The sequence below is a fragment of the Spirillospora sp. NPDC048819 genome (genome assembly GCF_040650055.1).
Lineage (GTDB): Bacteria > Actinomycetota > Actinomycetes > Streptosporangiales > Streptosporangiaceae > Spirillospora.
Genome location: NZ_JBEZGN010000007.1, coordinates 160,868 through 179,568 on the forward strand (window position 1 = coordinate 160,868; position 18,701 = coordinate 179,568).

Here is an 18,701-nt window from a genome sequence, read left to right on the forward strand (position 1 = left end):
CGGTGCATAGATCTGGGCGCATATGTGGGCATCCTGATATCAAAAAGCTCTTTTGTGACACCTTGGTGTGCGGATACGGTCCGGATGGGCCGGCCGGACGTGGGAGGTTCGATGCGGAACCGGATCGCGGTGGCGATCACGGCGGTGATGGCCGCCGGCGCCCTGGCGGGTTGCAGCGGCGGCGCCGATCCCGAGGCGGCCCCGTCGAGGACGGTGCTGGTTCCGGGCAGTCCGGGCGAGCCCAACGAGACCAAGGTCGCCGGCCCGCGCGAGGCCGCGCCGCCGACCACGGCCGAGGTCGTGTTCGTGCAGATGATGATCCCGCACCACGCGCAGGCGCTGGAGATGTCCGCGCTGGCCCCCGACCGGGCGTCCGACGAGCGGGTGCGGTCGCTGGCCTCCCGCATCGACACGGCGCAGAAGGTCGAGATCGCGGCGATGCGGTCCTGGCTGGAGCGGAACCCCAAGGCCGTCCTGAAGGCACACGGCCGCAACCACGGCGCGCACACCACCGGCATGCCGGGGATGGCGACACCCCCGCAGATCGAGCAACTGCGGGACGCGCGCGGCGCCGCGTTCGACGAGCTCTACCTGACGCTGATGATCACCCATCACCAGGGGGCGATCACCATGGTCAAGGACGTCCTGGGCAAGGGCACCGACGTCACCGTCCAGGAGATGGCCCGCGACGTCGAGTCCACTCAGCTGGCCGAGATCGGCCGCATGCGCGCACTGCTGGCGGACTGACCACCGGATTCCTAAGAGTGCGAGGTCGGGCGGCGGCCCTCACGCCGCCGGCCCCCGGGACGACTGCCGAAGCCGGCCAGGATCGCCTCCAGCAGCGGGAGTGCGTGCCCTGCCCTTTTGGCGCGGATGACCAGGTCCCACGCCGGCTCGAACTTCTTCCAGCCCCCGGCGTAGGCGGCGTGCCTGGCCTTGCCGCGCAGGGTCGGCTTGGCGGAGGCGCCGCGCAGGATCGAGCCCCAGCGGTAGAAGTCGCGGTAGGCGCGCCAGTAGCCGTCCTCCAGTTGCCGGGCGGTCATCTTCGCGGGCTTGAAGACGACCGTCCGGGTGTCGTACTTGTCCCAGTCGGAGTGCAGGAGCCGGTCGTCCCTCGCCATGCGGTCGTACAGGCGCGTGCCCGGGTAGGGGGTCAGGACGTGGAAGGTGGCGGTCTCGATCCCCTGGCCGACCGCCCACTCGACGGTGCGGTGGAAGACGCCGGGATCGTCCTCGTCCATCCCGAACACGAAGCTGCCGTTGACCATCACGCCGTTGTCGTGCAGCCGGCGGACCACCGCGCCGTAGTCGCGGTCGATGTTCTGCCATTTGCGCTGCTCCGTGAGATTGCCGGCGTTGACGGTCTCGAAGCCGACGAACAGGCTGCGCAGCCCGGACTCGACCGCCTTCTCCAGCAGCCCGGGACGCAGCACCGCCTGCACCGTCCCCGCGGCCTGCCACAGCCGTCCCATTCCGCGCATCCCGTCGAACAGCGCGGACGCGAACCGGGCGTTGCCGAACAGGTGGTCGTCCAGGAAGTACAGGTGCCGCCCCGGCAGCCGGTCGATCTCGGCGAGCGCGGCGTCGACGGTCTGGGTGTAGAAGGACTTGCCGCCCTCGAAGAACGCCTCCTTGTAGCAGAAGTCGCACACGTGCGGGCAGCCGCGCGACACGACGATCGAGTTCGGCACCAGGTACCGCTCGCGGGCGATCAGGTCGCGGCGGATCGGCGGCAGCCCCGCGAGCGTCCGCTCGGACGAGTCGTAGCGGGGCGCCGGCCGCCCGGCGCGGAAGTCGGCGAGGAAGCGCGGCCAGGTGTCCTCGCCGGGCCCGCAGAAGATCGTGTCCGCGTGCCGGGCCGCCTCGTCGGGAAGCGAGGTGACGTGCAGTCCGCCCAGGCAGACGTGGGCGCCCCGGGCGCGGTACAGGTCGGCCAGCTCGTAGGCGCGCCGTGCGGAGGTGATATAGACCTGGATCACCACGAGGTCGGGCTCGTCGGAGGTCTCGACCTTCTGCACATGCTCGTCGGTCACCGTCACCTCATCGTCCGGATCGAGGTATCCGGCGAGCGTGGCGAGGCCCAGCGGCGGGAACAGCGAGTACTTGATCGGACGGAAGAACGGCGACGTCGCCTCGGTCAGGGCCGGCAGGATCATCTTCACGCGCATGCTTCATTCGACGACGCCGAACCGCTGCAGTGGCGCTCGTCCCGTGCAGATCGTGTGAAGATCCTGTGCGCTCGGCCCGGGTGATCAACGGGGTTGCGCGGTGTGGGGTGATCTAGAAGGGTCGCTCGGATGGAGCCCCTCGCACCCTCCGATCCCGCGCGCATCGCTTCGTACGAACTGCTCGCGCGGCTCGGTGCGGGCGGGATGGGGCTGGTCTACCTGGCCCGCTCTCCCGGGGGGCGGCTCGTCGCGGTCAAGGTCATCCACACGCACCTGACCGATGACCCGAGGTTCCTGCAGCGCTTCCGGAGCGAGGTCCGGGCCGCCAGGGCGGTCAGCGGCTTCTACACCGCCCCCGTCATCGACGCCGACACCGGCAGCCGGCCGGCCTGGCTGGCGACCGCGCACGTCGCGGGACCCGACCTCGGGGCCGTCGTCCGGACGCGCGGACCGCTGCCGGGGGCCTCGGTCACCGCGCTCGCGGCGGCGCTTGCGGAGGCGCTCAAGGCCGTCCACGCGTCCGGGGTGGTCCACCGGGACCTCAAACCGTCCAACATCCTGCTCGCCCAGGACGGGCCGCGGGTGATCGACTTCGGGATCGTGCACGCGCTCGACGGCCCGGCGACGCTCGGCGGGCTGGTCGGGACACCCGGCTACATGTCGCCGGAACAGGCCGAGAGCAGAGAGATCGGCCCGTCGAGCGACGTGTTCTCCCTGGGGGGCGTGCTGTTCTTCGCCTCCACCGGCCACCCTCCGTTCGGAACCGGCGAGCTTCCCGTGATCCTGCGCCGCGTCGTGCGAGGGCAGCCCGATCTGGCCCTGGTCCCGGCGGCGCAACGGGACCTGGTGGCCCGCTGCCTGGCCAAGCGGCCGTCCGCACGCCCCAGCCCGGACGAGATCCTGGAGGCGCTGGCGGACTCGATCGCGTCGGCGGGCCAGGTGGACTGGGCCGGGCTGTACGGCACGGTGATCGACGAGTACGTCACCGAAGCCTCCGCCTACACCAACTCGGATCCCGAACCGGACCCGGAACCCGAGCCCGTGCCGGCCCCGGACCCTGAGCCGGCCCCGGACCCTGAGCCGGCCCCGGACCCTGAGCCGGAGCCGGAGCCCGAGCGCGAGGCCGAGCCGGACTCGGAGCCGGAGCCCGAGCCCGAGCCCGAGGCGGAGCGGACGGTTCGGCCGGGTTCCACGCGGACGTCCGATCCTTGGCCGCCTGCCTCGTCCCCGAGATCCCTGTCGCGTGCTCGTTGGCGGCGTTGGGCGCTGTTGCCGGTCATCGCATCAGCGGTCACGGTCGTGGTGGTCCTCTCCTCGCGGGACGCGGGACAGGGCGCGGGCTTCAGGCCGTGGTCCGTCGACGATGTGCGCGGACGCGCCGTCGTTTCCGATGGGCTGGTGTACGTGGGCAAGGCGGACGGGACGGCCGCCTATGACGCGCGGACCGGCCGTCAACGCTGGGAGTCCAAGACGGGTGAAGAAGAGGCCGCCGGCGGGCTGTACGGCGACGTGCTCCTCGTCCGGAGCGCCGGGCGGTTGCGAGCACTCGACGCGCGCTCGGGGAAAGGGCGCTGGCAGGTCCCGCTGAGCGAAGACGGCTGCCTGCCGGAACGGCCGGACTCCGCGGGCCGCGTCGTGGTGGCGGACCCGATCAGGCGGGAGGACGCCACCGACCAGCTGCGGCTCTCCGTCTTCGAGGCGGCCGGGAAGCGGCTCTGGAGCAAGACGCTGGGCCTGAGCTCCTGCGGAAATGACCTGGCGGTCGGCGGCGGCCGTGTCAGCGTGGTCGAGCGCGGCGAAAACGGGTCGAAGGAACGATTCCTGGTCTCCGCGGCCATGGGCTCGGGCGAAAGCTGGCGCATTCCCACGGAGAACGTCAGGGCCATGACGGCCGACGGCACGAACGTCTACACGGTCACGCGCGACGGCGACGAAGTGTACAAGGTCCGAGCGTATGCGGCCGGCAACGGGCGTACGCGCTGGGACGTCCGATTCCCGGGTTCGGACCCGCACCCTCAACTCGCCGACGGCGGTTTCGAAACGGCCGCCGCGGGCTCCAGCCTGTACGTGCTCGGCGATGGCGGGCTCCACGCCTTCGACACCGAGGACGGACGCCTGCGTTGGACGTCCGCCCTCACGACGGAGTCCTCCGGAGGTTTCCTCGTCGTGGGGAACACCGCCTATGTGTGGTGGGACGACACCAAGCGCCAGCTTTTCCGCACCACCGTGCGAACGGTGTTGTCGGCGATCGACCTTACGGACGGCCAACGCCGGTGGTCGAAGCGAACCGGCTCGCGCGCGAAGGTCGCATGGGCCGACGCCCGCACCGCCTATATCGCCTCCTTCCGGCAGCGCGGCTTCCAGCCGGACGACAACGCGCTCGTCGCCCTCGACGCGGGAACGGGAAGGGAACGCTGGCGACGGGACATGGAGGTCGACGACACCGTCGTCGTGTCGTCCGGAATCGTCTACGTCCGCGACGGCCATACCTTGGAGGCCATCGACGGCGCGACCGGTGAGGGCACCTGACCCGGCCTTCGGCTGCGGACCCCTGCTGGTCCTCCCGGTGGGTCAGCCCCGGGCGCCGGCGGTGGCGGGCAGCAGGGCGAGCGCGGCCCGGTGGGCGTGCTCGCCTGCGCTCACCTTGTCGTGGTGCGCGGCGACGGCGGTGGCTCCTTCGACCAGCATGAGCCATTGCCGCCCCAGCGTGTGCGGGTCGGGGGCTCCGGCGCGCACAGCAATGCCCGTCAGGAGTTCGAGGTAGCGGTCCAGGTGCCGTTCGGTGATGGCCCGCACGGTCTGGTCGTGGTGCTGGGCGGCGGCGTTAAGCACCGCGCACCCGCGGAAGGCCGGGTCGTCGTACCACTGCTGGAGGACGTCGAACACGGCGGCGAGCTGGTCGGCGGGGTCGTGCCCGGCGGCCGCGATGGCCTCGGCCAGCCAGCGGGCGATCCGTTCGCTGCGCGTCTCCAGCATGGCCCGGACGAGGCCGTCCTTGCTGCCGAAGTGCCGGTAGAGCGTCTCCTTGGACACTCCGAGGTGCGCGCACAGTTCGGCGACGCCGATGCCGTCGAGGCCCCGCTCGTACAGCACGGGCGTGGCGGCTTCCAGGATGGCGGCGCGGGTGCGCACCGGGTCGATGGTCGAGCCTTTGGGGACCGGCATGACCCAGATGGTACCGGTCGGTTCGATTGACTGCTAGTGTCCCCGGATCGTACCGAACGGTTCGATCTCTGGAGGCGACATGACCGGTACCGGGCAGGCCGCGAGGCCGGCCACCAGACAGGCCACCGTGCAGGCCGCCCGGCTGGCACTCGGGACGGCCTCGGCCCTGGGCCTGGCCCGCTTCGCCTACGGACTGCTCCTGCCGGCCATGCGGGAGGATCTGCGATGGACCCTGTCCGAGGCCGGTGCGATGGGCACCGCCAACGGGCTTGGCTATCTCCTCGGCGCGCTCGTGACCGCGATGCTGGTCCGCCACCGGGGCGCCGCGACGGTCTTCCGCGTGGGCATGGCGCTGACGGCCGTTTCGCTGGCCGCCACCGCCGTGAGCGACGCGTACGCGGCACTGCTGGCCGCGCGGGCCCTCGCCGGAGCGACGGGTGCGGCCGTGTTCATCACCGGCGGAGTGATCGCCTCGCGCATCGCCGCCCGGGCCGGCTCCGGACTTCCCATCACCGTCTACTTCGCCGGAACGGGGCTGGGGATTGTCGTCAGCGGCGCGACCATCCCCGCCCTGGGAGAGCACTGGCGGCCGGCCTGGATCGGCCTGGCGGTCGCCGCCGTCCTGGCGACCGCGGTGAGCTGGTCCGCGGCGGGCACCGAGGGCGGCGTCCAGGACGCGGGGCGCGGGCGGCCCCGCGTGACGCCCCTGTGGCGGCCGGCCCTGGCCTACCTGCTGTTCGCTGCCGGGTACATCACCTACATCACGTTCTTGTCCGCCTACCTGGCCGACCGGGGCGCCTCACTCGCGCAAGTGGTGCTGACCTGGACGGTGCTGGGCTTGGCGGTCGTCGCGGCGCCCGCACTGTGGAGCCGCCCGACCGCCCAGTGGCCTGGTACGCGGGCCCTGACGACCCTGCTCGCCGTCCTGGCCGGGGGATCGGCGCTGGCGCTGGCGGCACCGGCGCCGCCGGTCATCCTGCTGTCCGCACTGGTCTACGGGGCGACGTTCATGGGGGTCCCCGCGGCCGTCACCGCCCTCATCAAGAACCGCGTCGCCCCCGCCGACTGGACCGCCACGCTCGCCGCGTTCACCACGGTGTTCGCGGCCGGGCAGACGGCCGGGCCGTGGATCGCGGGCGTCATCGCCGATCACACCTCCACCGAGGCCGCGCTCGGATGGACCGCGGCCCTGTGCGCCGCGGCGGCCCTCATCGCCGCCGGGCACCGCGAACGCGACCGCCGGCCGCACGGCACCGCCCGGAGCCGCGCATGACCCCGGCGCTCCTCCCCGATACCCGGCAAGACCCGAAACCCCGACAAGACAGAGAGGCGGGACGATGGCGAACTTCGTACTCATCCCCGGCATGTGCCACGGCGGTTGGTGCTTCGAGGAGGTCACCGAGGGACTGCGCGCCCACGGGCACACCGTCCATCCGCTGACGTTGACGGGCCTTAGCGAACGCAGCCACCTGGGGCCCGGCGCGGTGAACCTCGAAACCCATGTCCGGGACGTCACCGGCGTGCTGGAGGCCGAGAACATCCGTGACGCCGTGCTGGTCGGCCACAGCTACGGAGGCATGGTGATCACCGGCGCCGCCGACCGCGCGCCGGGGCACGTCGCCTCCCTGGTGTACGTCGACGCCATGGTGCCCGGGCACGGCGACTCCTGCTGGAACCTGGTCACCGACCAGGAACGGCGCTGGTACATGGACGTGGTGGACTCGGGCGACGCGGTACGGCCGCTGCCGTTCTTCGACGCACGCGCCACACCCCACCCGCTCGCCTCGCTGCTGCAGCCGCTCCAAATGGCGGGCGACCTCGCCCACATCCGGCGCAAGGTCTATGTGTACGCGGCCGGATGGGACGGCCCATCGCCGTTCACCTCCGTCTACGAGCGGCTGCGAGAGGAGCCGGGCTGGACGGCGCACGCACTGGCCGGCGGCCACAACCTCATGCGGGACGCGCCCCAGGACCTCCTCAAGACCCTGCTGGACGCCGTCGAACCCGACTGATCACCTTGATGGCGCGGCCCGGGACCGCACGATCCGCTCCGAGAGGTCCTGGCCGGCCACCATTCCGGCGTGGTCGGCTACGGGGGTGGATCGTCGCCTTGCAGGGCGTGGGCGGCGTCGGCGTCGTAGTGCCGGCGGCCGCCGAAGACGACCAGGGTGCCTGCCAGCAGCGGCAGCAGCAGTACCGTGAACGCGCCGCGCAGCGAGCCCGTCAGGTCGGAGGCCGCGCCCACCAGCAGCGGCCCCGCCGCGCCGCCCAGCGTGATCAGGAACTGCAGCACGGCGAACCCCAGCCCCCGGCGTCCGGCGCTGACGACGTCGGCGGTCGCCGCCGTGAGGTTGGGGATCGCGATGGAGAAGCCGGTGTTGGCCAGGAAGTAGAACGCGATCTGCCCGGGCAGCGCCGGTATCAGGACCGCCCCGGCCAGGCCCGTGGTGCCGACCGCCAGGCCGATCGCGCCGAGGTGGACCCGCCACCCGGGGGACAGCCCGTGGCGCCGGTCCCCGTACCGGCTGCCGAGCAGTGTGCCGATGACCATCCCCGCCAGTCCCACGCCCCCGGCGATGGCGGCCGCGGGGCCTTCGGCAAGGTCGTAGGTCCGCTGGTAGTAGCTGGGCATCCAGAAGAACAGGCCGCCGAGCCCGAAGAACAGGATCGTCAGCCCCAGCACGACCGAACGCAGCGTGGGGATCCCCAGCAGGGTGCGCAACTGAAGAGCCAGCGGCTCGCGGACCGCCTCTTTCATCTTCTGGATCGAGACCACGGACGGGGACGCGTCCGGTACCGGGTCCGGGGGCGCGTCCGGTACCGCGTCCGAGGCGCCGGAGTCGGCGCGCATGGCCTCGATGCGGTCGCCCAGGCCCCGCACCGGTTCCCGGATGGTCAGGCAGAGCAGCGCGATGACGACGCCCGGCACGGCCACCACGAAGAACATCGTCCGCCAGCCGAACGCCTGGGCCAGCGCGCCGCCCGCCATGATGCCGAGCGGCAGGCCGGAGTAGTACGCGAAGCGTTCCAGCCCGTACGCGCGGGCCCGGCCCGCGCCGGGGTAGTAGTCGGCGATGAGGCTGGAGCCGGACGGGTTGTAGAGCAGCCCCGCCCCGCCGAGGAAGACCCGGACCGCGAACAGCGTCGCGTACGACTGCGCCAGTCCGCTGCCCAGCGTCAGCACCGACCAGACCGCCACCACGGCGGCGATGGTCCAGGTCCGCCGGGTGCGGTCGGCGAGGCGTCCGGCGGGGATGAGCAGCACCACCCCGGCCAGGGCGGCGGCGGTGGCGATGGCGCCGCCCTCGGTGTCGGAGAAGCCGAACTCCTCCTGGATGCGGGGCAGCGCCCCGGCCATCAGGTTGGCCTCGACCCGGTCGATCAACGCGACGAGGCCGATGCAGATCGCCGGCCACCATCCGAACGGGGCGGCCCGCTCCGGATCGACGGGGACCGGCGGACGCCCGGCATAGGCCGTGATCGTGGGGAGCGGGGCCGCTGGTGGTTCGGTCGTGGCGCTCATCGTGCCCCGTTCTCTCGGTGGAGACTCCGTGCGAGAAGTGCGGGAGCCCGATCGGGAGATCCCCCGGGAGCGACCCATGTTTCGCTTAGAGAAACAGAGTTTCCATCATCGCCTCTATTAAGAGGTGGCGCGGGGCGGAAACGCAACGGGACGCGGAACGCGATTCGGTAACGCTCCGGCGTCCGCGAACGTGCCGGGCGGCGAGTCGGCGCGTTCGTTCGAGCCGTGGCCAACACCGGATAAAGATCTTGAAGCTGGTCGCCCGACCTGGTGCGGGACGGATCGTGGCGGGTACGCGCACCGAGCGTCATGCCGATCCGCTCTCACAGGAAGGTGAACCCGGTGGCGTTCAACCCGCTGGAACACCGCGGCATCCCGCTGGACGACCAACTCCGCAACTGGAGCCAGCTGGACGTCGCGCCCGTCGACCCCGACCATTCCGATCCCTACACCCGGTGCCGCATCATCGCGATGAACGGCATCGAGGTGGAAGCGATCATGTTCAGCCACCACTTCAACCGGGTCTGCCCGGATCTGGAGGTCAAACAGCAACTCGCGCAGGTCCGGAACATCGAGCAGCAGCAGCAGAAGGTCGTCAACTGGCTGCTGCCCGGCCAGGCGTCGGTGCTGGAGACCACGATCGCCTACGAGCAGGTCGCGGTCGACCTGACCGGCTGGGTCGCGCGGCAGGAGCCCGACCCGTACCTCAAGCAGGCCTATCAGTTCGGTCTGCTGGAGGACTTCGACCACCTGTACCGGTACGCCAACCTCTACGAGATGATCGAGCACCGCAAGGCGGAGAAGATCATCGATCAGCTCACCGAGGCGATGCCGGGACGGCCCACGCGGCTGCACCACCGCCACCCGATCGACAACGTCCGCGAGCCCTACGACCGTGAGGCAGCCGCGCCGCTGTCGAAGCTGCACGCGCTGACGATCATGTCGGCGGAGCAGCAGACGATGAACTTCTACATGAACGTCGGCCCGGTGTACATGGAGCCGATCGCCCGGCAGCTCTACCAGGAGATCGGGCTGGTCGAGGAGGAGCACGTCACCCACTACGAATCGCTGGTCGACCCGGGCGAGACGTGGTGGGAACGGCTGGTCAACCACGAGTACAACGAGTGCTACCTGTACTACTCCTTCATGCAGACCGAGACCGACCCGCGCGTCAAGGGGATCTGGGAGCTGCACCTGAACATGGAGCTGGAGCACCTGCGGATCGCGTGCGATCTGATGCGCCGCCACGACGGCCGCGACCCGGAGAGCATCCTGGCGCCGTCGCTGCCCGAGCCGGTCACCTTCGAGCCGAACAAGCAGCTCGTCCGTGAGCTGCTGGCCACCCAGATCGACTGGACGACGCTCGGCACCGGCTACGTCCAGGAGGCCCACCAGCGGTTCGAGGAGTACCAGGACAAGATCAACGCCGAGCGGCCGGCCAGCGACCAGGTCATCGAGGACCACCAGCACAAGTTCGGCGACGAGTACCGGCTGGAGACCGAAGGGCCCCACCCCGTCCCGAGCATGCGGGACCAGTCCCGCCGGTAGCGGCCCGATCATCGAGAAAGCGAGAACGTTGTGAGCACCTCAACGACGCAAGTCTCGTCCACGACCGACGTCGTGGACCTGCTGCGGGCCCAGCACGGCCGGATCCGGGACCTGTTCGATCAGGTGATGCAATCCGAAGGGCGGGAGCGCACGGAGGCGTTCCGGGCGCTGGTGCGGCTGCTGGCCGTGCACGAGACCGCCGAGGAGGAGATCGTCCACCCCGTGGCCCGGCGCCTGCCCGGCGGCGCCGGGATCGTGGACGACCGGCTGGCCGAAGAGCGCGAGGCCAAGGAGCTGCTGTCGGAGCTGGACGGCATGGACACCGACGACCCGCGGTTCCTGAAGTCGATCGACAAGCTGCGCATGGACGTGCTGACCCACGCCCGGGCCGAGGAGCGCTACGAGTTCGACCGGCTGCGCGACGAGTTCAGCCCGGCGCAGCTCAGGGGGTTCGCCGCCGCGGTCCGCGCCGCCGAGGCGACCGCGCCCACCCACCCCCATCCCGGCACCGAGAGCGCGACCAAGAACCTGCTCGCCGGGCCCGCCGTCGCGGTCATGGACCGCGTCCGCGACATGATCCGCGACGCCCGCGACAAGGGCTGACCGCACCCGTGACGGCGGCCGGGCGCCGACCCGGCCGCCGTCACGGACCCCATTGCTTCAACCGGTCGAAAAGAGGCGACATGACTGAGCAGACCCCGGACGGCGGCTTCGAAGGCGCCGAGAGCGAAACCGAAGAGGAGGCCTCGCGCCCCCAGGCTCCGGAGCGTCCCCACGACGACGACGGCGACGGCGGCACGTTGCTCTCCCCTCGCGACGCGGGCGGCCAGCGGCCGGAGGAGTTCAACCCCGACGACTTCGAATGACCCGTCCGGGCTGACACCCACCCACCCACCCGCCCGGCACGCGGTGCTACGCCGCGACTCGGCTCTCCCTGGACAGCCGGCCGTCGGCCATGGAGTACACGCGGTCGACCGCGCCGAGCTGGGCCAGGTCATGGGTCACCATGACGGTGGCCAGTCGGCGTTCGCGTGTCAGCCGTCCCAGCAGTTCCACGATCTGCTCGCCGCGGTGGTGGTCGAGGGCGCTGGTGGGTTCGTCGACCAGCAGCACCTGGGGGGCGTTCATGAGCCCGCGGGCGATGTTGATCCGCTGCCGCTCGCCGCCCGACAGCTGGTGCGGACGCTTGTGCTCCACGCCGGCGAGGTCGACCGAGGCCAGCAGGTCCCGCGCCCGGGCGGCGGCGCGCCGCGGCGGCCGGCCCGCGATGTGCGCCATCACGGTGAGCTGGTCGAGGGCGGTCAGCGAGGCCGGCAGGTTGGGCTGCTGGAACACGATGCCGACGTGGTCGCGGCGCAGCCGGGCGCGTTCCGCGGGACGTAGCCCGGTGACATCGCGGCCCGCGACGGTGACCGTGCCGGAGTCCGGGGTGATGAGCGTCGCGGCGACCGCCAGCAGGCTCGACTTGCCGGAACCGGACGGGCCGACGACGGCGGTGAACTCGCCGGGCTCGACGGTCATGCTCACGTGGTCGAGCGCGGTGAGGGTGCGGTCTCCGTCGGGGTAGGTCAGGACGACGTCGTCGATGGCGAGGTTCACCGTGCGGCTCCCAGAGCGGTCAGCGGGTCGACAGATGTGATCTTGCGGATGGCCAGTGCGGCGCCGGCGGCCCCGAGCAGGACGATCACGGCCACGGGCAGCACGGTGGTGGACGCCGAGACGACGAACGGGACGCTCCCGGCGGCCGCGAGCCCGGCCAGCCCCCCGACGGCGCCGCCGAGCCCGGCCCCCGCCAGCAGGACCAGGACGGCCTGGGCGAGCGCGTCGCGCAGCAGGTAGCCGGTACTCGCACCGAGGGCCTTCAGCACCGCGACGTCCGCCTGGCGCTGGATCGTCCAGACGGTGAAGAACGCACCGATGACGAGGGCCGAGATGACGAAGAGGAACCCGCGCATGAGCTGCAGCGATCCGTTCTCCGCCGAGAACGACGGAATCGCGGACTTGGCGTCGCCGCGCGCGACGGTGGTGGTTCCGAGGCGCTCGTCGACCGCGTCGAGGACGGGTTCCCCGGTCAGGCGAAGCAGCAGGACGGTGGCGGCCTGATCGCCCGCCTGCGCATTGAGGGTGCGCCAGTCGCCCAGCCCGATCCAGGCGACGGGGGTGTGGCTATAGGAAGAGGCGCCGCCGGTCCCCGCGACCGTGAACGCGTGCCCGGAGATCTGGACCTCGTCCCCGGACGCCAGCCCGGTGCCCTCGGCCAGCCCGGACGACAGGACGATCTGACCCGCGGACGGCGATCGGCCCGCGTTCCCCGCCTCGCCGCCGGGAGAGACCCCGAAGAGGGCGGCGGGCGCGCCGCGCTCCCCAGCCGTGCCCTGCCCCCCGGACTTGCTTTGCTCCCCGGACGCGCTGAAGGAGATCCGGCCCATCGAGATGCCGAGCGGCTCGGCCGCCGTGCCCGGAACGTCCTGCCACGCCCGCAGGGTTTCCCCGCTGATCCGGCTGTCGGAGAAGGAGATCTTCCCGTCCGCCGCTCCGCGGGCATCGAACACGACCCGGTCGGCGGGCAGGTTCTCGATGGCCGATGAGCTGTCGGCGGCCAGTCCCGCCGTCAGCCCGGACAGCATGGTCACCAGCACCGTGATGAGCAGCACGACCGAGCCCATGAGCGCGAACCGCCCCTTGGCGAATCGCAGGTCTCTCAGTGCCACGAACACCGTGATCTCCCCGTTCCCGTGCGTCGAAGTGGACGCTTCCCAGCCTCCGGCACCGGGATGACGCGCCACATCGTGCGGGGGGACCGGCGAGCCGCCTTCTTCCGGACGCCTGGAATCCACCTTTCGATCGATGCAGCCCAGACCCGCCGTCGCCTACGCTGAGTGAGAAATGAGGAACGATCTGTTCTCCCCGGCGATGCGGCTGCTCGGCTGGGCCGTGCACGGCACCTTCCTGCTGCTGCTCACCATCGCCCTGGTCCGCAGCCTGTACGACGGCCTGGTCCCGGTAGTGGCGGGCGGCCTCGTGCTGGGCGCGGTCTACATCGCCGGAGTCGCGTCGCCGGCGTCCAGGTACCGGGAACGTCCAGGCCCGGCGCGCGTGTGGCTGGCCCTGCTCACCGCCGGGTGGGCGGCGCTGACGCTGGCCTCCCCCGGCTTCGTGTGGCTGGCCTTCCCGCTGTTCTCCCTCTACCTGCACCTGCTGAAGTTGCCCGCGGCGATGACCGGCGTGGTCCTGCTGACCGCGGCGGCGATCGGCGCCGTCGCCTGGAACGGCGGCGGGCTCACCCTCGCGGAGGTGCTCGGCCCGAGCATCGGCGCCGCCGTCGCCACCCTGATGGCCCTGGCGTACCAGGCGCTCCACCGGGAGAGCGAAGAGCGCCGCATGCTCATCGACGACCTGGTGCGCACCCGCGAGAAACTCGTCCGGGCGGAGGGCGACGCCGCGCGGCTCACCGAGCGGGAGCGGCTGGCCAGGGAGATCCACGACACCCTCGCCCAGGGGATGTCGAGCATCATCCTGCTGCTGCGCGCCGCCCGGCGCGACCTGGACACCGACCGCGAGGCCGCGCGGGAACGGCTGGCGGAGGCCGAGGAGGCCGCGGGGGAGAACCTCGAAGAGGCCCGCAACTTCGTGCGCGCGCTCGCTCCGCCCGTCCTCCAGGGCTCCTCCCTCGTGGACGCGCTGCGCCGCATCACCACGTCGGCCGCCGCCCGGTCCACGGCCAGGATCCGCTTCGAGATGTCCGGTACCTCCGTCGAACTGCCCATCGAGTACGAGGTCGCGCTCCTGCGCATCGCTCAAGGAGCGCTGGGCAACGCCGCCAGGCACTCCCAGGCGGGCAACGTCGGCGTGACGCTGACCTACCTGGACGACATGGTGGTCCTGGACGTCTTCGACGACGGATGCGGCTTCGACCCCTCGGACGCGCCGGCGGACGGCGAAGGCACGGGCTACGGGCTGCAGGCGATGCGCGAACGCGCCAGCGCGCTGGGCGGGACGCTGACCGTCGAGTCGGCGCCGCACGAGGGCACGGCCGTGGCGGCGACCCTCCCCCTGCCCGGCACAGGGGAGGAACGGTGAGCCCGCCGATCCGGATCCTGCTGGTGGACGATCACCCGGTCGTGCGTTCGGGCATCCGCGCCATGCTGCTCGACCAGCCCGACTTCGAGCTGGTGGGCGAGGCCGCGACGGGCGAGGAGGGGGTCGCCGAGGCGCGCCGCCTCCGGCCCGCCGTGGTCCTCATGGACCTGCGGCTCGGCGAGGGCATCCACGGCAGCGAGGCCACGCGCCAGATCACCGGCGCCGGGCCCGGCGCCCCCCGGGTCCTGGTGCTGACCACCTTCGACACCGACTCCGACATTCTCGCCGCGATCGAGGCCGGCGCCACGGGCTACCTGCTGAAGGACGCGCCGCCGGAAAAGCTGCACGCCGCGATACGGTCCGCGGCCGCGGGCGACAGCGCGCTCGCGCCCAGCGTCGCGTCCCGCCTCCTCGGCCGGATGCGGACCTCCACCACCTCCCTGACCGCACGGGAGCTGGAGGTGCTGGGCCTGGTCGCGGAAGGGCTGTCGAACCGGCAGATCAGCAAGCGGCTGTTCCTCAGCGAGACCACGATCAAGACCCACCTGGTGCACATCTACGCCAAGCTGGAGGTCGACTCCCGCACGGCCGCGGTGGCCGCCGCAACCCGCCGCGGCCTAATCCACCCCACCTAACCGCACGCCGCGCGTGGCGCTTGGGATTCGGTGCCGGACGGGGGTGTTCCCGTCCGGCGGGCGGTCTACTGGGTTGGGGGGAGGAGGCCTTCGTCGCGGATTGTGCGGAGGACGTCGCGGGCGGCCTCCAGGGTGCGGTCGACGTCCTCTGACGTGTGGGCGGCGGAGATGTGGTTGCGCTTGAGGGTGAGGGGGAGCATCAGGAAGCCGCGGTCGGTCATGCGGCGGTGGAAGGCCACGTAGGCGTCGTCGTTGTTGCGCATGAGGTCGCGGTAACCGCGGATCGGGGACTCGGTGAAGTAGAGGGCGAACACCCCGCCGAAGCCGGCGGCGGTGGCCGCGATGCCGAGCTCCGTGCAGATGCCGGTGAGGCCGGCGCGCATGCGGTCGCCGAGGGCGTGGGTGTGCTCGTAGAAGTCCGGGTGGTCGCGCAGGTGCGTGATGGTGGCGATGGCGGCGGTGGACGAGACCGGGTTGCCGTTGAAGGTTCCGGCCAGCAGGACGTCCCCGCCCGCGGAGCTGAAGTGCTCCATGAGGTGCCGGGGGCCGGCGAGGCCGGCGATCGGGTAGCCGTTGCCCATCGCCTTGCCGAAGGTGGTGAGGTCGGGCATGACGCCGCAGATCTGCTGGTAGCCGCCCAGCGCATGGCGGAAACCGGTGATCACCTCGTCGAAGATCAGCAGGGAGCCGCGCTCGGTGGTCAGGGCGCGCAGCCCCTCGATGAACTCCTGCGACGGGAGCAGGGCGCCGACGTTGTGCGGGATCGGCTCCATGATCACGGCGGCGATCCGGTCCGGGTGCCTCTCGTACAGGGCGCGGACGGAGTCCAGGTCGTTGAACTCGGCGATCAGCGTGGAGTCCAGCGCTTCGGGCAGGATGCCGCGCGAGAGCGGGTCGCTGCCGTAGGCGCGGTCCGGCGCGGAGATCACGTTGCGGGCGACGGCGTCGTGCCAGCCGTGGAAGCCGCCCTGGAACTTGACGATCAGCGGACGGCCGGTGACCGCCCGGGACAGCCGGATCGCCTGCGCGGTGGCCTCGCTGCCCGACATCGCCGAGATCATCTGCTCCGCGGACGGGATCGTCTCGGTGACCAGCCGGGCCAGTTCGATCTCGGGTTCGGTGACCCCCCAGCCGACGAGGTCGAGCCCGCCGACGGCGGCCCGCACCGCGTCGTCCACCTCGGCTGCGGCGTGGCCGAGCAGGATCGCGCCGAACGCCGCGTGGTAGTCGAGGTAGCGGCGGCCGTCGGCGTCGGTGACGTACGCGCCGGACGCCGCGGTCAGTGCGTGCGGCGCGCCGACCAGGCGGGTCGCGGAGTTGACGCCTCCCGGGATGACGGTCCGTGCGGCGGCGAGCAGTTCCGCGCCGCGGGACCTGCGCCCGGCCGGCTCGGCGGTGGTCATTCTGGGAGCCCCCAAGTGGTTGACGAGTGGTTGGAACTGTCCGGACGAATGGTTCATGGAAAGGTGTTCCATGTCAATGGTCTGGTCAGCGGATCGTGACCTGAACAGGAGTATTTCTAGGTTTTCCTCGACCGCTACTTGACACGTGAATGGTCCGGGGCTCAGGATCCGTCGACATGGAATCCCATTCCGTGCCGGTCCCGGTGCTGGTCGTCGGCACCGGTTTCATCGCCGCGCAGCACGCCGCCGCGATCCACGCCGAACCGCGGCTGGACCTCGCCGGCGTGGTCGACATCGACCCCGGCCGGGCCGCCGCCGCGTCCCGCGCCAACGGCGGCGTGCCGGCCTTCACCGACCTCGCCGAGGCGCTCGCGGGAACCGGCGCCGGCGGCTGCGTCGTGTGCACCCCGAACGACACGCACGCCGGCATCGCCGTCCAGATCGCGGAGGCCGGCGCCCACCTGCTGATCGAGAAGCCGCTCGCCACCGAGGTGGCCGGCGCCCGCCGCGCCGTGGAGGCGTTCGCCGCGGCCGGGCGGGTGCTGATGCCCGCGCACAGCCACCGCCACTATGACTACGCGCGGACGGTCCGGGACGTCGTGCGGTCCGGCGAGCTGGGCACGGTCGACCTCGTCCGGCTGTCCATTCTCGGCGGCTGGATCTGGCCGGACTGGCGCGGCTGGATGCTCGACCCCGGCCGGTCCGGCGGGCACGCCCTGCACAACGGCGTCCACCTGCTGGACCTCGTCACCTGGTGGACGGGCGACACCCCCGAGACCGTGTACGCGCGCGGCCGCCGCCAGACCGCCGCCGAACTCGGCATCTACGACTACCTGGAGATGACGGTCGGGTTCGCGGGCGGCGCGACCGCCGTGTGCGAGATGAGCCGCGGGCACCGTCCCGCGTCGTTCGCCCGCCGCGACGTCATGGTCGCCGGCACCGGCGGGATCCTGACGCTTCCCTGGGACGCGGAGGCGGGGACCGTCACCGACGAGACGGGCATGGCACTGCTCCCGCCCGGCGGCACCGACGGGTTCGCCGCCCAGATCGCCGCATGGGCCGACGCCGTCACGGGAGGCCCGCCCGCCGTGACGGGCGCGGACGGGCTGCTCGCCGTGGCCATGGGCGTCGCCGCCGAACGATCGATCGCGACCGGTGCGCCCGTCCGGGTCGCCGACATCCTGAAGGAGACGTCTTCATGAGCGGAGCGAACCGGGGGGTGTGGGGGGCCGTCCTCCCACGAGGAGGCGCGTCATGCGCGCGCTGAGGGTGCTGCCCTGGGGGTCCGGCGGGCTCGGGACCCAGGATCACCAGCACGACATGTACCTTCCCGCGTTCCGGGAACACGCCGGGTTCACGGTCGTGGAGAGCGGGCTCCCCGGCCTCACGGCCGCCGTCCGCGAAACGGGCGCCGAGATCGTGTGCGTGTGCGCGCCGCCCGCCGAGCGTGCCGCCCGTGTCATCGAGGCCCTGCGCGCCGGCTGCCACGTCCTCGCCGACAAGCCCCTCGCCCTGGACGCGGCGGACGTCGAGGCGATCGCCGCCGTCGCCGCCGAGACGGGGCTGGTCTGCATGCCCGCGCACCATCACCGGTTCGGCGCCGCCGTCCAGGCCGCCAAGGGCGCGCTCGCCTCGGGACGGATCGGGCTCCCCTGGAACGTCCAGGCCGACTTCCTCGTCGACGGCGGCGACCCGTGCCCGGACGGCGAGCTCGTCAACTTCGGCATGTACCCCGTGGACGTGGTGCGCGCCCTCACCGGGCAGGCGGTCCGCCGCGTGCACGCGATGCCGGGCCGCGATCACGGCCGGCTCACCGTTCTGCTGCTCGACCACGAGCACGGCCTGACCAGCACGATCACCGTCGGCCGGCTGCGCGGCACCGCGGACGCTCCGGGCATGGCGCTGCACCGGTACCGCATCAGCGGTTCCGGCGGAGTCATGGATGTCGACGCCGCCCGGCCCGGCGCGTCCGTCCGGACGGTGACGGGGAACCGCACCGCCTGGCACGGCCCCGGCACCGTCGGCCGGATGCTCGGCGCCCTGCACACCGCCGTCGCCGGCGGGCGGCCGCCCGAGGCCGGACCGGCCGACGCCCTCGCCGCGCTGCGGGTCACCGACGCCGCGGCCCGTTCCCTGGCCCTCGGCACACCGGTGCCGATCGACTCCCCGGAGGTCTGAT

The 18,701-nt window shown here is 71.9% G+C and carries 17 protein-coding genes; 11 read left to right on the top strand and 6 right to left on the bottom strand.

Features of this window, described 5'->3' with window-relative positions; genetic code table 11:
* The first annotated feature begins 111 nt into the window (after positions 1–111).
* Entirely contained in the window at positions 112–747 is a 636-nt protein-coding gene (locus AB0C35_RS12915; RefSeq protein ID WP_358454086.1) for a DUF305 domain-containing protein, read from the top strand.
* Between the two features lie 11 nt (positions 748–758).
* On the opposite strand, the gene AB0C35_RS12920 is transcribed toward AB0C35_RS12915, so the two are convergent.
* A complete protein-coding gene (locus tag AB0C35_RS12920) occupies positions 759–2,168 on the bottom strand; it encodes a radical SAM protein (protein ID WP_358454089.1) in 1,410 nt (469 codons plus the stop codon).
* A 129-nt stretch (positions 2,169–2,297) separates the two neighbouring features.
* Here AB0C35_RS12920 and AB0C35_RS12925 point away from each other — a divergent pair, with 129 nt between their 5' ends.
* The gene (locus AB0C35_RS12925) at positions 2,298–4,697 is read left to right on the top strand and encodes a PQQ-binding-like beta-propeller repeat protein (RefSeq protein ID WP_358454091.1); all 2,400 of its coding nucleotides are present in this window, start codon (positions 2,298–2,300) and stop codon (positions 4,695–4,697) included.
* Between the two features lie 42 nt (positions 4,698–4,739).
* Here AB0C35_RS12925 and AB0C35_RS12930 read toward each other — a convergent pair whose 3' ends face one another.
* Entirely contained in the window at positions 4,740–5,333 is a 594-nt protein-coding gene (locus AB0C35_RS12930; RefSeq protein ID WP_358454093.1) for a TetR/AcrR family transcriptional regulator, read from the bottom strand.
* 79 nt (positions 5,334–5,412) lie between these two features.
* On the opposite strand from AB0C35_RS12930, the gene AB0C35_RS12935 reads away from it, so the two are divergent.
* On the top strand, positions 5,413–6,606 hold the full coding sequence (locus AB0C35_RS12935) for a YbfB/YjiJ family MFS transporter (protein ID WP_358454095.1): 1,194 nt from the start codon (positions 5,413–5,415) through the stop codon (positions 6,604–6,606).
* 64 nt (positions 6,607–6,670) lie between these two features.
* Positions 6,671–7,345 carry an alpha/beta fold hydrolase gene (locus AB0C35_RS12940; protein WP_358454097.1) on the top strand — a complete coding sequence of 225 codons (675 nt, stop codon included), beginning with the start codon at positions 6,671–6,673 and terminating at the stop codon, positions 7,343–7,345.
* A 77-nt stretch (positions 7,346–7,422) separates the two neighbouring features.
* Here AB0C35_RS12940 and AB0C35_RS12945 read toward each other — a convergent pair whose 3' ends face one another.
* Positions 7,423–8,856: an MFS transporter gene (locus AB0C35_RS12945; protein WP_358454099.1), complete on the bottom strand. Its 1,434-nt coding sequence runs from the start codon at positions 8,854–8,856 to the stop codon at positions 7,423–7,425.
* Positions 8,857–9,198: 342 nt separating this feature from the next.
* On the opposite strand from AB0C35_RS12945, the gene AB0C35_RS12950 reads away from it, so the two are divergent.
* From AB0C35_RS12950 to AB0C35_RS12960, 3 genes are all read left to right on the top strand, one after another.
* Positions 9,199–10,404 (top strand): hypothetical protein, encoded by a 1,206-nt coding sequence (locus tag AB0C35_RS12950; protein ID WP_358454102.1) that lies wholly within the window; start codon positions 9,199–9,201, stop codon positions 10,402–10,404.
* 30 nt (positions 10,405–10,434) lie between these two features.
* Complete coding sequence (locus AB0C35_RS12955; RefSeq protein ID WP_358454105.1) at positions 10,435–11,007, top strand: hemerythrin domain-containing protein; 573 nt, start codon at positions 10,435–10,437, stop codon at positions 11,005–11,007.
* Positions 11,008–11,087: 80 nt separating this feature from the next.
* Positions 11,088–11,270: a hypothetical protein gene (locus tag AB0C35_RS12960; RefSeq protein WP_358454107.1), complete on the top strand. Its 183-nt coding sequence runs from the start codon at positions 11,088–11,090 to the stop codon at positions 11,268–11,270.
* Between the two features lie 46 nt (positions 11,271–11,316).
* Here the strand turns inward: AB0C35_RS12960 and AB0C35_RS12965 are convergent, their stop codons facing one another.
* Positions 11,317–12,003: an ABC transporter ATP-binding protein gene (locus AB0C35_RS12965; protein ID WP_358454110.1), complete on the bottom strand. Its 687-nt coding sequence runs from the start codon at positions 12,001–12,003 to the stop codon at positions 11,317–11,319.
* Positions 12,000–13,121 carry an FtsX-like permease family protein gene (locus tag AB0C35_RS12970; protein WP_358454113.1) on the bottom strand — a complete coding sequence of 374 codons (1,122 nt, stop codon included), beginning with the start codon at positions 13,119–13,121 and terminating at the stop codon, positions 12,000–12,002. The genes AB0C35_RS12965 and AB0C35_RS12970 overlap by 4 nt, the downstream gene beginning before the upstream one ends.
* 169 nt (positions 13,122–13,290) lie before the next feature.
* On the opposite strand from AB0C35_RS12970, the gene AB0C35_RS12975 reads away from it, so the two are divergent.
* Both AB0C35_RS12975 and AB0C35_RS12980 read left to right on the top strand, forming a co-directional pair.
* Positions 13,291–14,484 (top strand): sensor histidine kinase, encoded by a 1,194-nt coding sequence (locus AB0C35_RS12975; RefSeq protein WP_358454116.1) that lies wholly within the window; start codon positions 13,291–13,293, stop codon positions 14,482–14,484.
* Positions 14,481–15,119 (top strand): response regulator transcription factor, encoded by a 639-nt coding sequence (locus AB0C35_RS12980; RefSeq protein ID WP_358454119.1) that lies wholly within the window; start codon positions 14,481–14,483, stop codon positions 15,117–15,119. Before AB0C35_RS12975 ends, AB0C35_RS12980 begins: the two co-directional genes overlap by 4 nt.
* Positions 15,120–15,184: 65 nt before the next feature.
* Here AB0C35_RS12980 and AB0C35_RS12985 read toward each other — a convergent pair whose 3' ends face one another.
* Entirely contained in the window at positions 15,185–16,522 is a 1,338-nt protein-coding gene (locus AB0C35_RS12985; protein ID WP_358454121.1) for an aspartate aminotransferase family protein, read from the bottom strand.
* A 176-nt stretch (positions 16,523–16,698) separates the two neighbouring features.
* On the opposite strand from AB0C35_RS12985, the gene AB0C35_RS12990 reads away from it, so the two are divergent.
* Both AB0C35_RS12990 and AB0C35_RS12995 read left to right on the top strand, forming a co-directional pair.
* Positions 16,699–17,724, top strand: coding sequence for a Gfo/Idh/MocA family oxidoreductase (locus AB0C35_RS12990; RefSeq protein WP_358454124.1), 1,026 nt, complete (start codon positions 16,699–16,701; stop codon positions 17,722–17,724).
* Between the two features lie 52 nt (positions 17,725–17,776).
* A complete protein-coding gene (locus AB0C35_RS12995; protein ID WP_358454126.1) occupies positions 17,777–18,700 on the top strand; it encodes a Gfo/Idh/MocA family oxidoreductase in 924 nt (307 codons plus the stop codon).
* Position 18,701: the final 1 nt, after the last annotated feature.